Here is a 14,374-nt window from a genome sequence, read left to right on the forward strand (position 1 = left end):
ATAAAAATACCGAAGCGTTTTTAACTTCGGTATTTTTTTGTTTTAATTTTGAAATTAGCCCAAATGCTCGAGCATATCTTTGGTCATAGATTCCAGATCAAATTTGTGATTCCAGCCCCAGTCTTTTCTGGCATCAGCATCATCGATACTAGCAGGCCAGCTGTCCGCAATTTTTTGACGGAAATCCGGATTGTAAGTAATTTCAAATTCCGGAATGTGTTTTTTGATTTCAGCAGCAATTTCAGTTGGTGTGAAACTCATCGCTGCTAAATTATAAGACGAATGTATTTTGATTTCTTCAGCAGGAGCTTTCATGATGTTGATCGTAGCATCAATTGCATCATCCATATACATCATCGGCATTTTGGTTTCTGATGACAAAAAGCACTCGTATTTTTTATCAGCAATAGCTTTGTAAAAAATATCTACGGCGTAATCTGTAGTTCCTCCACCCGGAGGTGTTGACCAGCTGATTAAACCAGGATAACGAATACTTCTAACATCAACTCCGTAAATGTTATGGTAATATTCGCACCATCTTTCGCCGGCTTGTTTACTAATTCCGTAAACTGTTGAAGGTTCCATAATGGTATATTGAGGTGTATTTTCTTTAGGGGTTGTAGGTCCAAAAACAGCAATGCTGGATGGCCAGAATATCTTTTTTATTTTTTTTGCTTTCGCCAGATTCAAAACATGAAATAAGGAATTCATATTCAAATCCCAGGCAAAAGCAGGATTTTTTTCAGCGGTAGCCGATAAAAGGGCTGCCATTAAATAAATATCAGTAATCTGATGAATTTCTACAAGATGCTCAATCTGGTTAAAATCCAAAGCATTAATTACTTCAAATGGGCCTGAATTAACCACATCTGTATTTAATTTTCGGATATCAGAAGCAATTACATTGTCGGTTCCGTACAATTTACGAAGTTTCTGAGTCAGCTCTGTTCCAATTTGACCACAAGCACCAATAATTAATATTTTTGGATTCATTTGAATAGATTTTAAAGAACAAATATAGTTTATTCGTAAATTATAGTGCTTTTTAGAATGTTAAATTATGAATTTAATAACAAATAATATTTATTTTTATATAATTCGTTCTGATGTGCTTTTCTTAAACTTAACAAAATGCTTGTAATTCAAAATTCATAATTGTAAAATTTACTTGTAACTTTGTAGCTTAATGTTTTATAAAATGAAATACAAAATATCTCTTCTTCTGCTTTTTGCTTTCATATTGAATTCATGTCAGGATGAAAATGAAAGACGTATAGCTGAAAATAAAAAGGAAGCCAAAAAAAAGGAAATCATTTTTAATAATATAGATAAAGGCTGGTCGTTTATTGACGAACCTATTAACGAAGTTTCAGAAAAAAATGTAAATGATTGGAAAGAATGGGGTGAATTTTTAAAAGAATTAGACGGAAAGCCAAAGAAAACTATTGGAGCATTTCAAAAAAAATCTGCTGCGATTGCCAAAAAAGCAATGGCATTAAACAATAATATTCCGGCACAATTCAATCAGCCTCAAATCAGAAGTCGAATTTCTATTTTGATTACAAAAGTGAAGATGATGGATTTGTTTATTCATTTAGATAAAATTCCGGATGAAAAAGTTACTTTTTTAATTGGCGAAATCAATAAAGAGTTAATTTCATTAGAAAGACAAATGGATAAAATTGTTGAAAAAAGCAAAATTCCACAAGAAGAAGGAGAGTCAGATTTCTTGAGAATGTTAGATACTACACGAGCAATCCCGAATTCGATGCCACCAATAGATAAAAATTTACCTAAAGTTGAGTAAAAACGCCTTATATACAACCTACGATAATCTGCCAAAAGCTGAGCAGATCGCAACAAGTTTACTGGAAGGGAATCAAATAAAAATGAATCTTTCAGGATTACTTGGTTCTGCGGTTTCATTTATAATCCGTTCTGTTTTTAAGAAAACCGAACTGCCTTTTTTGATTGTTTTAGACAATAAAGAAGAAGCTGCGTATTACCTGAATGATCTGGAACAAATGATCGGAGAGCAGGATGTTTTGTTTTATCCGGCTTCATTTAGACGTCCGTACCAGGTTGATGAAACCGATAATGCAAATGTCTTGCTTCGCGCTGAGGTTTTAAACCGAATCAATTCCAGAAAAAAACCAGCTGTAATTGTTACCTATCCGGAAGCGCTTTTTGAAAAAGTGGTTACGAGAAGGGAACTTGATAAAAACACTTTAAAAGTAGCCTTGAACGATAAAATTTCGATTGATTTTATCAACGAAGTTTTATTTGAATATGAATTTAAAAGGGTTGATTTCATTACAGAACCCGGAGAATTTTCGGTTCGTGGGGGAATTGTCGATGTATTCTCTTTCTCAAACGATCATCCGTACCGAATTGAGTTTTTTGGCAACGAAGTAGACAGTATCAGAAGCTTTGATGTAGAAACACAATTATCGGTAGAAACACATAAAAAAATTACGATTATCCCGAATGTCGAAAACAAACTTTTTCAGGAAAATCGCGAAAGCTTTTTAGATTATATTGCGGAAAGTACTGTTATTTTTATTCAAAATACAGAAGGGCTTTTTAGTCAATTAGACAAACAATTCGCAAGGGCTGAAGAAGCTTTTGAGAAATTGTCCAAAGAAATAAAACACGCAGCGCCGGAACAATTGTTTTTAAATCAGGCTTCATTTATAAAGCGTTCTTTGGGTTTTTCTGTTGTAGAATTGTCAAAACCGGTTTATAAAACAGCTAAGAAATTCGAATTTCATATTCAGCCACAGCCCTCGTTCAATAAGCAATTTGATTTGCTGCTGAACAATCTGAGCGACAATCATTTTAACGGATACAAAAATTATTTGTTCTGTTCAAATGAAACGCAGGCAAAACGTTTCCATGATATTTTTGAAAGCTTAGACGAAGCCAATTCAGAGAACATCCGAAAACAATATCATACTATTGTACTGCCTTTGTACCAGGGTTTTATTGATGAAGAAAATCAGATTACGGCGTATACCGATCATCAGATTTTTGAGCGTTATCATAAATTCAACATCAAAAACGGTTATTCGAAAAAGCAGAATATCACTTTAAAAGAATTAACGGCACTTTCAGTTGGTGATTATGTAACGCATATCGATCACGGAATTGGGAAGTTTGGCGGATTGCAGAAAATTCAGGTTGAGGGAAAAACGCAGGAAGCTATAAAACTGGTTTATGCCGATAATGATATTGTATATGTGAGTATCCACTCGCTTCATAAAATCTCGAAATACAACGGAAAAGACGGAACGCCTCCAAAAATTTACAAACTTGGATCGAACGCCTGGAAAGTTTTAAAACAGAAAACCAAAGCACGCGTTAAACATATTGCCTTCAACTTGATTCAGCTCTATGCAAAACGCCGTTTGGAGAAAGGTTTTCAGTTTGCGCCGGACAGTTATCTTCAAAACGAATTAGAAAGCTCGTTTATTTATGAAGACACTCCGGACCAGACCAAATCGACAGCAGAAGTAAAAGCCGACATGGAAAGTGATCGTCCTATGGACCGCTTAGTCTGTGGAGACGTAGGTTTTGGTAAAACAGAGGTTGCGATTCGTGCTGCTTTTAAGGCAGTTGACAACAGCAAGCAGGTAGCCGTTTTGGTTCCGACCACAATTTTGGCCTATCAGCACTACAGAACTTTTTCAGAACGATTAAAAGATATGCCGGTCACAATTGGTTACTTAAATCGATTTAGAACTGCCAAACAAAAATCGCAGACTTTAAAAGATTTGGCCGAAGGGAAACTCGATATCGTCATCGGAACACATCAATTAGTCAACAAAAATGTGGTTTTTAAAGATCTGGGTTTATTAATTGTCGATGAGGAACAAAAGTTTGGTGTAAACGTAAAAGATAAACTCAAAACTATTGCTGCAAATGTCGATACGCTGACGTTAACAGCAACACCAATTCCGAGGACGCTTCAGTTTTCGTTAATGGCAGCACGTGATTTATCAGTAATTACAACGCCTCCTCCAAATCGTTATCCAATTGAAACGAATGTAGTTGGTTTTAACGAAGAAACAATTCGTGATGCAATTTCATATGAAATTCAGCGCAACGGACAGGTTTTCTTTATCAATAACCGAATCGAAAATATCAAAGAAGTGGCAGGGATGATTCAGCGTTTGGTGCCAAATGCAAGAGTTGGAATTGGTCACGGACAAATGGAGGGAGCAAAACTCGAAGAATTGATGTTAGGTTTCATGAACGGAGATTTTGATGTTTTGGTAGCAACCACAATTATCGAAAGCGGATTGGACGTTCCAAATGCCAACACAATTTTCATCAACAATGCCAACAATTTCGGATTATCAGATTTGCATCAAATGCGTGGTCGTGTAGGTCGAAGCAACAAAAAAGCGTTCTGTTATTTCATCTGTCCGCCGTATTCATCCATGACTGAAGATGCTAGAAAACGTATTCAGGCCTTGGAGCAATTCAGTGAATTAGGAAGTGGTTTCAACATTGCGATGAAAGATCTGGAGATTCGTGGTGCAGGAGATTTGTTGGGTGGAGAACAAAGCGGTTTCATTAATGAAATTGGTTTTGACACGTACCAAAAAATAATGAACGAAGCCATCGAAGAATTGAAGGAAAACGAATTCAAAGATTTATATCCGGAAGAAAATGATATCGATACAAAAGAATATGTAAAAGACATTCAAATCGATGCCGATTTCGAATTATTATTCCCGGATGAATATATCAACAACGTTTCAGAGCGTTTGGTTTTATACAACGAATTGGGCGCTATAAAAGACGAAGCCGGATTAAAAGAATACGAAAGAAAACTAATAGATCGTTTCGGACCATTGCCAAAACCTGCAGTTGCTTTATTAAACAGTATTCGAATAAAATGGATTGCCACAAAAGTCGGAATTGAGAAATTAGTTCTAAAACAGGGCAAAATGATTGGCTACTTTGTATCTGATCAGCAATCCGATTATTATCAGTCTTCTAAGTTCAGAAACGTTTTAACTTTTGTACAAAAACAAAGTTCACTCTGTAAAATGAAAGAAAAACAAACCGTAAACGGATTACGTTTGTTATTGACTTTTGATAATGTAAAATCAATAAAACGGGCTTTGGAATTGATGGAGTTGTTTGAAGAGTAAGTGATTATAATCTCTCTGCAATGGTAACAATTATCCAGGCCAATGGGATGTAAAGAAGCTGACCCAATATGGTTCCAAGAATTCTTGCAATTATAATGTAGGTTAAATGCCTTCTAAAGTATGCTTCTTTAACGGTGCCATCAATTACTTTATCTGTAAGCGTGCCATGATAAGGTTCTATAAAAAGTAACATGCCAACAGATCCCAGGCCAACTGCAATTCCACTCAGTGATAATGAAGTTGTTCGAAGATTAGGATTAAGATAGCCCGCATAGAGGCAGGATAACACACTAACAGTGATAAAACTATAAACCAATATATTCATAAAAATTAGTTTTAAGTATAAATCTTTATATTGTTTTAATCGGGTAAAATTTTCTTTTTGGGGTAGAGATACACTTTCTTTAAAATGATAAAATGTCTTTTTTTGGAAAGATTTCATTAATACTCCTATAATTGAATTGTTTTCATAAAGTGCCTGAACTCCCTTTGCCATAAATCGATGTGTGGTGGGAATAGCAAATGCACCCAAAGCGCATCCTAAAGTGGCACAAAAAATAATGCTCCTAAACAAAAATTCATTGGGTTCCAAGCCTGATATAATTGTGTTTTCTATAGATTTTGTTAACAAAGGTGCTTGTATACTGCCTGAAAATTGGGCTGTAAGGGCAATAATATTAAAAATAGAAGAAGAAGATGCGACTCTGCGTGTTCTTGTACCTACTATTTTTGATGATAAACTAATAATACTTATAAAATGGATAACAGTAGTGAGAATACAAACGAGTACAAGGTTATTATTCATTTCTTATTTTAAATTATGTAGTACTTTTTTAATGAAGGCATAGCTTTTTGGAAAATGATAATTTAATCGAATTTTCATCACCAATATAAAAGTAATTTTTCTAATGGTTAGATAATTATAATAACTGGTTTTATATTTTCCTCTTTTTTTATTATCATACTCTTTAATTACCTTTAAATAGGTGTTTTCTAATTGGGAGACTATTGACATAAAATCAGCTTCTTCTCTGATAAAGTTAGAGACTTTTAATATATTTTCAGGATTATATTTCCTGATTTCACGAACAATCAAATCGGTTTGTATAGTATTAGTCATAAGTTTCATCCCAAAATTATATTTTCTGTAATGAAACATGTTTTCGGGTGTTACAAACTCTGCCAATCCTCTAAAATCACATACAATTACGGCTGCACCTGTAGCCATGGCTTCTATTACTGCCTTTGCTTTCCCAAATACAATGTCATATTGTTCAAGGATTTTTTCCGGACTTGTAGTAGCATTTCCATTGCCACTACCTACTAGGTCAATTTCGATACCTTCAGATAAACAGGCTTCTTTTATAAAAGGAAAAATATGTGTTTGTGACATATAATTAGAAAATGCCAAAGCTTTTTTGGGAGTTTCTGAAATAGTTTTGCGTTGTTTAAAGCGGGATAAATTTGCCCAATTATAAATTATTTCAATATCATTATCTTCAAATCCATTTTCTAAATAACGGTCTTTACAATTATAATCGACTGCAACATATTTTAAAATATTAGGATGTCTAAATGGATAATCATGAAAATGTGTTCTGTCATGGATAAAATATACAATTGGAGTCTTTTTAAAAAAGCCCGCAGTTTTGAGAGTTGTTATATTATGATGGGCATGTATACAATCGGGCTTCTTTTTTATTTTTTTTAAATCTGTAGAAACATGTATTCCATAATCTATTAGAGATTTTGCTAAATCACCCTTTAATAAAGTAAATATTTCAACATGATGTCCGCGATTGTGTAATTCTATGGCTAATTCGTACACGTAGGTTTCTGTACCCGATGGTGTATTTAAAATAAAATTTATGATTAAAATATTCATTTAATTAAATACGGTTGTTGCTAAACAAATTTCAGCAATAGGTTTAATGTGTTTCTCAAATTCAATACAGTTTTTATATGCACCTGAAACTACCCTCTTTCTTCCAATTTCTTCATAATAAGGAAAAGGGTTTTTCCAGTTGATTATTTGATTCAAATCTGTAATTCTGCTGTACAATTCCCATGAAAAAGATGAAACTCCAAAACGCTCAATAGCCATTTCAACCTCTGCTTTTAATTCGGGATAATCTAGGGCAGCCTTTATTTTCATTTCTAATTCCGTTGGCGAAAGCTCAAAAGACAAATTGTTTTCTTTTTGTGATAACATATCCGGTATTTTGTCAAGTAGGAAATCATAATTTAGAATCGGTTTTTTGGGATTGTCTTTTTCCATTTCAGCAACAATTCCATTAATAATATATCTGCAAATATCATGAGTAGGATTAAAGCCCTCTAGTGCATCACCATATATTTCACTGTAGTTATTTTCTTTTACTGAAATTAAAAGCTGTTTTTTAATTTGTTTAATTTTATCAAGGTCGCCCGAAAGAATAATATTATATATTTCTTTATCAGAAAAAGGAATGAAGGAATATTTGTAAGTGGCACCCAAAGATTCTATTAGTTTTATAGACTGATGTAATCTGGAGTCATTGTTTTGCCCGGAACCATCTGTTAGAATATATACGTCAGGTTTTAAGTCTTTTAATATTTTGAAAGCTCGTAATTCATGTCCCGGATGCCCAATAATCAACGCCGAATTAGTTTTCATAGTCTGTAAATTTTTGTAAGAATTTAGGAACAATATAATCAATTTTAGGATATAAATCGAGTAATATTTAATTTATTAAATATACAAAACCACCCTATTTTTTTTTAAAACTCTTTGGTAATGAGGTTGTAAAAATAAAACATCTAATGTTTTTTTAAGTATAATCGATTAGGATTATATGTCGTTTGGATATTTGAAATTTCACTTCGGGAGAATAATCCAAATCTAATTTTAGAAAAAGCAACAATTATTTATTAGCTTTTTAGTACAGTAAATATTTTAGAATTTATAGTAGCATATATAATCTAACGGCTAAAAGGTAATTAATTTTTTTCTGATAAAACAATTTTCCCATTTCAGATTAGAAGCCGTAATCGAGGCTACCTCTCCTGTTTCGAATTCAGGTAATGATGCATTATTCTTAGTTTCAAGATTATTGAATTGTGTAAATCACATAAAATAAATCTCAAAAAAAGTCAAAAAAAAATCACCGGGGGAAGGTGATTTAATTTGGTCAATTGGTTTTTTGGTTTAGATAGTTCATCATGAACCCAAAATACTTGCATCTATTATATGCGAGCTTTTTGTTTTCTGATAGTATTTATAGATATGCCGAGTCCATTATGATTTATTTCTTATGAACTCATGCCTTTCTTTCATGATATTTAATTTTTTTTCTGCTTGTGATTTTCAATTCACTTTACCGAAATGTCAGGTGTAATTCATTTCTGTACAGCAAATATATAAAAATATTTTTCGCAATTATAGATATATAAAAAAACTTATTTTATTTTTTTTATCGTTATTTTTTTAAATAATTAAAATTAATACTTAATTTATTAAGATATTTTAAATATGGTTATTTGTTCTTTTGATGCTGAAAAAATGTTTTTATCAGGAATTAAATAAAAATTTCAATTTCCTAAAAAACATTTGATCAGTTTTGATAGCTCAGATTACCTGTTCTTCTTTAAATTTGTATTATGTCTGAAACTCCAATTCATCGAAAAATAATCCACATCGATATGGATGCTTTTTATGCTTCGGTAGAGCAAATGGATGATCCTGCTTTGCGTGGAAAACCCATTGCTGTTGGTGGCTCAGAGAATAGGGGAGTAGTTTCTGCAGCAAGCTATGAAGCCAGAAAATTTGGTGTCAGAAGTGCTATAAGTGGTGTTTTGGCCAAAAAATATTGTCCCGAAATTATATTTGTCCGGCCTCGTTTTGATCGTTACAAAGAAATCTCTTCCAAGATTCATAAAATCTTTCATGAATACACAGATATGGTGGAGCCGCTTTCGCTTGATGAAGCCTATCTTGATGTAACTCAGAATAAAAAAGGAAATCCAAGCGCATCCTTATTGGCTCAGGAAATCAGATTACGAATTTTGAATGAAGTTGGAATCACTGCTTCTGCAGGAATTTCTATAAATAAATTCGTAGCTAAAATTGCGAGTGATTACAATAAACCTAATGGTCAAAAAACGGTAAACCCTGATGAAGTAATTCCTTTTTTAGAAGAATTACCCATTCGGAAATTTTATGGGGTCGGGAAAGTGACGACAGAAAAAATGTACCAACTGGGGATTTTTACAGGATTAGATTTGAAAAGCAAATCACTTGAGTTTTTAGAAAAGCACTTTGGAAAATCAGGAAAATTTTATTTTTACGTTGTTAGGGGAATTCATAACAGCGAAGTAAAACCTTCACGGAATACCAAATCTGTTGCCTCAGAACATACTTTTGATGTCAATCTTACATCGGAAATTTTTATGCTGGAACAACTCGAAAAAATAGCTGTTTCGTTGGAAAAGCGATTAAAAAGGCACAATGTTTCAGGAAAAACGGTCACACTTAAAATTAAATACAGCGATTTCACACAGCAAACCAGAAGTAAAACACTGCCTTATTTTATTTCTGATAAAAGCTTAATTCTTGAAACGGTTGAAGAGTTATTGTATCAGGAACGAATGAAAGATTCTGTCAGATTATTGGGGATTTCTTTGAGTAATCTAAATACAGAACAAAAAAAATCGGTAGTTGTTCAGTTAAAATTTGCTTTTTAATTAGATTAAAAAATCATTAAGTGAATAAAAAGCTAAGCAGTACAATTTTTTTAGCTAATTTTAGATATAATTTTTTTTTATGAATTCTGTTAATCATTATAGAGCGTTTTTTACTGAATCTGAAGCAAATTTAAATTGCAATTCAGTTCCGATACTTTGTTGGGATTTTCATTATGAATCTTTAAATGAACTGAAAACTTTCTCTTCGGATGTAAAAAAAATACAACGTATTTCCAGCCAATTTAAATGGAATATAACTGATTTAGGAATAAATGAACGAATGAAAGATGAGGTTGTTTTAATTACCGATTTAGAACAAAAAATAATTTTTGCTTCAGAGGGAATTTGTAAAATGACAGGTTATACAGAAAAGGAAGTGATTGGAAAATTACCAAAGATGTTTCAGGGACCGGAAACTTCAAGTGTAATATTAGGGGAAATCAGAACAGCAATAAAAAAACAAATTCCTTTTGAAAAGACAATTTTGAATTATAAAAAAAACGGAAAAACTTATGACTGTACAATTCATGGTTTCCCTGTTTTTAATTTGAAAGGCGAATTGTCACATTTTATAGCATTTGAAAAAGCAGCATAAAAAAGGGCCTTTTGAATTTCAAAAGGCCCTTTTTTTATTGAGAAAAAAGTTAATCTCTGCTTGCAAATTTTGACAATAATCTAAGGAACTCTATGTATAGCCAAACTAATGTAATTACTAATCCCATAGCGCCATACCATTCCATGAATTTTGGCATTCTTTGCTGAACACCCTTTTCGATTTGGTCAAAATCTAAAAATAAGTTTAAGGCAGCAACAATGATTACAAAAACACTAATTCCGATACTCATCAATGAATTTCCATGATGAACAGGAGTAAAGCTGGTAAACATTGAAACTATCCAGGAAATTAAATAATAAGTTGCAATCGCCAATGTTGCAGCAATAACTATTGATCTAAATTGCTCATTTACTTTTACGATTTTAAATTTATATAGACCCAGACAAACTAAAAAAGTGACTAAGGTCGCTCCTACAGCATTTAATACAATTCCTGGAAATTTTGCTTCAAAAATAGCGGAGATTCCTCCAATAAACAACCCTTCAAATATAGCGTAACCTGGAGCTAAATAAGGAGAGGCCTGAGGTTTGAATGCTGAAATTATTACCAAAATAAGGGCTATAATGGCGCCTCCAATAGTTGGTAACATTGCATTCATTCCATTAAATGCCATCCACCATGTTAAAATTGCTCCGGCACATAACAGTAAGAATAAAATGGCTGTTTTATTTATAGTACCGGATATAGTCATTTCCTGATTGTAATCGATAATCTGTGCTCCGTGTACTTGCTCAGAAGACTTAGAAACAGCATTTGATGAAAAACGCTTGTTACTTAAAAATGGATTTTTCGAATTGAAGTTCATATTTTAATACATTTAATTGTAATCAAATATAGGTAGTTTTTTTGAAGTCTGCAGGTTTGGATAAAATTTTTAACATCATTTTTTATCACAAATTATTGATTAAAATAAAAAATCCATCAGAAATTTTTCTGATGGATTTGTAATTATAAGAATTGAAATTTTTAATTCAATAAATCTAAAACTAATGAAGGGAACAAACCTAACGCAATATTTAAACCAATTGAAATGATGGCAACAGCATAAATAAGGAATGGTTTTCCGCTACGCTCCTGATTAGGCTCTTTTGAATACATAGCTAATATCAATTTAAAATAATAACCAACGCTAATAATAGAATTAATAACGGCTACAATAACTAAAGTAATATGACCAGCCTGAATGGTTTGATTGAATAAAAATAGTTTTGCAAAAAAACCTGAAAAAATTGGAATACCTGCCATTGAGAGTAAAGAAGCAGTAAGGATTGCAGCCAACAACGGATTTGTTTTTCCTAAACCGTGAAAGTTGGTAATATCTTCATTGTCCTGATTTTTGCATACGTATAAAATTACACTAAAAGCTGCGATACCAGCCAAAGCATAAGCTGCAGTATAGTACAATAAAACTCCTGCAGAAGTTGCAACAGTTAAGAAAGTCATTAACATAAAACCTGCATGAGAAATTCCTGAGAAAGCCAACATACGTTTTACATTAACCTGACGTAATGCCATTATATTTCCGACAGTCATAGAAGCAATTGAAATGATAACAATTATAGTTTCAAAAGTTCCTAAAAGCTCCTGATTTTCAAGAGATGAAATTAAATTTAGCCCAGCTATTAATTTATAAAGTGTTGCAATAGCTACTACTTTTGCCAATGTACTCATTAAGGCAGTTGTTAAAGCCGGTGAGCCTTCGTACACATCAGGTGCCCAGAAGTGAAAAGGAACTGCGGCAACTTTAAACAACATACCTACAGTTAGTAAAATCATTCCGATAGGGAACCAGATTGGCAATTCTGCAGATAAAGAATATTCACTTATTTCCACTACATCAAAACTTCCCATTGCCCCGTAAATCAGACAAATTCCAAAAAGGATAATTCCTGAAGCAAATGAACCCATCAAAAAGTATTTCATTCCTGCTTCGTTGCTTTTTAAATTTAAGCGCTCACTTGCTGCCAGAATGTATAAAGAAATAGAAAGTATTTCGATACCTAAGAAGAACATGGCTAAATTTCCAAAAGAAACCATTGCTACTGCTCCAGCCAATAAAAAAACTTTTATAGCAACAAAATCTGAAATTTTATTTTGATGATTTTCGTAAAAATTATGGCTTAAGGCAACAAGAAAAATAGTCAATACAATAAATAATGATGAAAAAGCAGTAGAAAACTTACTCACTGTAATCATATTGTTGTAGTAACTTTCTGTTGATCCAAATTCTGAAAAATTAAGTGCCAGAACAGCCAATAATCCAACAATTGTTATCGGAACAATGGCTTTCCTTAAATTAAGAATTTCAAATAATAGGCAGAAAATACCCAATCCTGTAATTGCTATTAATGTATTCATTTTTGCTTTTTTGATTTAGGAAATCTAAAACTGGCGATGCCCTAATTTATTTTTATTTAAAATATTAATTTTTATTGATAACGTTTAAAATCGTTTCTAAACTTGGTGTTATTAAGTCAGTAATTGGTTTTGGATACAATCCAAAGAACAATAAAATGCCAATAATTACAACCAGTGAAATTCCTTCGTTAAGAGTAACATCAGAAAAAGTTTTAGCATTAGCTTCACCCAACATTACATTTTGAAACATTTTAAGCATATAATAAGCTCCTAAAATAATCGTGGTTCCACCCAAAACTGCAAACCACACATTAATTTGAGAAAGACTGTATAAAACGGTAAACTCACCTACGAAGTTAAAAGTTCCCGGTAACGCAACTGAAGCCAATACCAGAATTAAAAACATCGAAGTGAATTTAGGGGACTGAATACGTATTCCGCCTAATTCAGTAATATCTCTTGTAGCAAATCTTCTAAAAATGATTTCGGCAGCAAAGAATAATCCAACCACCACAAAACCGTGAGCGATCATTTGTAAAACTGCCCCGCGTAAGCCATCAAGGGTTAAAGTGTAAGATCCTGCCGCAATTAATCCCACGTGAGCAAGAGAGGAGTATGCTAATAATTTCTTTACATCTTTTTGTCTTAAAGCTACAATTGATCCATAGATGACACCCGCAATTCCCAAACCGATAATAATATTCATTAATTCTTTAGCAGCAAAAGGTGCAATTGGCAATTGCCAGCGGATAACGCTGTACAATCCCATTTTAAGCATGATACCTGATAAAAGCATAGTTCCAACAGTTGGTGCTTTTTGGTAAACATTTGCCTGCCAGGTGTGGAAAGGAATAATTGGAATTTTAATAGCATAAGCTAAAAAGAAAGCCAGGAAAATCCAAAGCTGTTCGCAAACGGATAATTCTACTTTGTATAAATCTTCAATTAAGAAACTTCCGTTTGCTTTTTGAGATAAATAAATAAAAGCCACTAACATGAATAAGGATCCGGCAAGAGTGTAAATAAAGAATTTAACCACTGCTTTTCTGCGTTCTTCAGCATCGCCATTCCCCCAAATGAGAGCAATAAAGTAAATTGGAATTAATGCTAACTCCCAGAAAATATAGTATAAAAGACCATCTGCAGCAAGGAAAGTTCCTGTCATTGCAAAAGCCATAAATAAAATCAAAGCATAAAAACCTTTTGCATTTTTATATTCATTTCCAAAAGAGGAGAATATAATAATTGGAGTTAGTGCTACCGTTAATAAAACCATTGCGATTGCTAAACCATCAGCATTTAAAGCAAATGAAATTTTAGGCTTAGTAATCCAGGCGTTGATTAAACTGATGTTTTCTCCTGCCAAAAAATGATTCAACAAGACAACAGAACAGCCCAATGCTGTCAAACTAAAGAACAAAGCTACTTTTGATGCCAGTTTATCACCAGCAAAATAAGTGACAAATGCACCAATTAAAAGAATAATTAATATAAGAGAAACGTTCATAGTTATAAA

11 protein-coding genes are annotated in these 14,374 nt (G+C 32.8%); 4 read left to right on the plus strand and 7 right to left on the minus strand.

Annotation, left to right across the window (positions count from 1 at the left end; genetic code table 11):
• Positions 1 to 54 precede the first annotated feature (54 nt).
• Complete coding sequence (locus JE46_RS04415; protein ID WP_031454054.1) at positions 55 to 993, minus strand: L-threonine 3-dehydrogenase; 939 nt, start codon at positions 991 to 993, stop codon at positions 55 to 57.
• Positions 994 to 1,198: 205 nt separating this feature from the next.
• On the opposite strand from JE46_RS04415, the gene JE46_RS04420 reads away from it, so the two are divergent.
• Together JE46_RS04420 and mfd are read left to right on the plus strand one after the other, a co-directional pair.
• Positions 1,199 to 1,807: a hypothetical protein gene (locus JE46_RS04420; protein WP_031454055.1), complete on the plus strand. Its 609-nt coding sequence runs from the start codon at positions 1,199 to 1,201 to the stop codon at positions 1,805 to 1,807.
• Positions 1,800 to 5,162 carry a transcription-repair coupling factor gene (gene mfd, locus JE46_RS04425; RefSeq protein WP_031454056.1) on the plus strand — a complete coding sequence of 1,121 codons (3,363 nt, stop codon included), beginning with the start codon at positions 1,800 to 1,802 and terminating at the stop codon, positions 5,160 to 5,162. Before JE46_RS04420 ends, mfd begins: the two co-directional genes overlap by 8 nt.
• A 4-nt stretch (positions 5,163 to 5,166) precedes the next feature.
• Here the strand turns inward: mfd and JE46_RS04430 are convergent, their stop codons facing one another.
• The 3 genes from JE46_RS04430 to JE46_RS04440 are packed head-to-tail and all read right to left on the minus strand — an operon-like array spanning position 5,167 to position 7,818.
• Positions 5,167 to 5,967: a lipid II flippase family protein gene (locus tag JE46_RS04430; RefSeq protein ID WP_031454057.1), complete on the minus strand. Its 801-nt coding sequence runs from the start codon at positions 5,965 to 5,967 to the stop codon at positions 5,167 to 5,169.
• Between the two features lie 3 nt (positions 5,968 to 5,970).
• On the minus strand, positions 5,971 to 7,047 hold the full coding sequence (locus JE46_RS04435) for a glycosyltransferase (RefSeq protein ID WP_031454058.1): 1,077 nt from the start codon (positions 7,045 to 7,047) through the stop codon (positions 5,971 to 5,973).
• Positions 7,048 to 7,818 carry a hypothetical protein gene (locus tag JE46_RS04440; RefSeq protein WP_031454059.1) on the minus strand — a complete coding sequence of 257 codons (771 nt, stop codon included), beginning with the start codon at positions 7,816 to 7,818 and terminating at the stop codon, positions 7,048 to 7,050.
• A gap of 983 nt (positions 7,819 to 8,801) precedes the next feature.
• Here JE46_RS04440 and dinB point away from each other — a divergent pair.
• Together dinB and JE46_RS04450 are read left to right on the plus strand one after the other, a co-directional pair.
• The gene (gene dinB, locus JE46_RS04445; RefSeq protein ID WP_031454060.1) at positions 8,802 to 9,884 is read left to right on the plus strand and encodes a DNA polymerase IV; all 1,083 of its coding nucleotides are present in this window, start codon (positions 8,802 to 8,804) and stop codon (positions 9,882 to 9,884) included.
• A 79-nt stretch (positions 9,885 to 9,963) separates the two neighbouring features.
• The gene (locus JE46_RS04450; RefSeq protein ID WP_031454061.1) at positions 9,964 to 10,479 is read left to right on the plus strand and encodes a PAS domain-containing protein; all 516 of its coding nucleotides are present in this window, start codon (positions 9,964 to 9,966) and stop codon (positions 10,477 to 10,479) included.
• Positions 10,480 to 10,528: 49 nt separating this feature from the next.
• Here the strand turns inward: JE46_RS04450 and JE46_RS04455 are convergent, their stop codons facing one another.
• The 3 genes from JE46_RS04455 to JE46_RS04465 all read right to left on the minus strand — a co-directional run bounded on the left by JE46_RS04455 (position 10,529) and on the right by JE46_RS04465 (position 14,365).
• Positions 10,529 to 11,305, minus strand: coding sequence for a Bax inhibitor-1/YccA family protein (locus JE46_RS04455; protein ID WP_031454062.1), 777 nt, complete (start codon positions 11,303 to 11,305; stop codon positions 10,529 to 10,531).
• 161 nt (positions 11,306 to 11,466) lie between these two features.
• Positions 11,467 to 12,858, minus strand: coding sequence for an NADH-quinone oxidoreductase subunit N (locus JE46_RS04460; protein ID WP_031454063.1), 1,392 nt, complete (start codon positions 12,856 to 12,858; stop codon positions 11,467 to 11,469).
• 64 nt (positions 12,859 to 12,922) lie between these two features.
• A complete protein-coding gene (locus JE46_RS04465; RefSeq protein WP_031454064.1) occupies positions 12,923 to 14,365 on the minus strand; it encodes a complex I subunit 4 family protein in 1,443 nt (480 codons plus the stop codon).
• Between the last annotated feature and the right edge of the window lie 9 nt (positions 14,366 to 14,374).

Origin of the sequence: Flavobacterium chungangense LMG 26729, from assembly GCF_000735715.2 — a bacterium.
Classification (GTDB): Bacteria; Bacteroidota; Bacteroidia; order Flavobacteriales; family Flavobacteriaceae; genus Flavobacterium; species Flavobacterium chungangense.

What these genes read in the sequence shown, in the direction of transcription:
- dinB (WP_031454060.1), top strand. Translation starts at nt 8,802, where the DNA reads ATGTCTGAAACTCCAATTCATCGAAAAATAATCCACATCGATATGGAT.
- JE46_RS04415 (WP_031454054.1), bottom strand. Translation starts at nt 993, where the DNA reads ATGAATCCAAAAATATTAATTATTGGTGCTTGTGGTCAAATTGGAACA.
- JE46_RS04435 (WP_031454058.1), bottom strand. Translation starts at nt 7,047, where the DNA reads ATGAATATTTTAATCATAAATTTTATTTTAAATACACCATCGGGTACA.
- JE46_RS04420 (WP_031454055.1), top strand. Translation starts at nt 1,199, where the DNA reads ATGAAATACAAAATATCTCTTCTTCTGCTTTTTGCTTTCATATTGAAT.
- JE46_RS04440 (WP_031454059.1), bottom strand. Translation starts at nt 7,818, where the DNA reads ATGAAAACTAATTCGGCGTTGATTATTGGGCATCCGGGACATGAATTA.
- JE46_RS04430 (WP_031454057.1), bottom strand. Translation starts at nt 5,967, where the DNA reads ATGAATAATAACCTTGTACTCGTTTGTATTCTCACTACTGTTATCCAT.
- JE46_RS04465 (WP_031454064.1), bottom strand. Translation starts at nt 14,365, where the DNA reads ATGAACGTTTCTCTTATATTAATTATTCTTTTAATTGGTGCATTTGTC.
- JE46_RS04450 (WP_031454061.1), top strand. Translation starts at nt 9,964, where the DNA reads ATGAATTCTGTTAATCATTATAGAGCGTTTTTTACTGAATCTGAAGCA.
- JE46_RS04455 (WP_031454062.1), bottom strand. Translation starts at nt 11,305, where the DNA reads ATGAACTTCAATTCGAAAAATCCATTTTTAAGTAACAAGCGTTTTTCA.
- JE46_RS04460 (WP_031454063.1), bottom strand. Translation starts at nt 12,858, where the DNA reads ATGAATACATTAATAGCAATTACAGGATTGGGTATTTTCTGCCTATTA.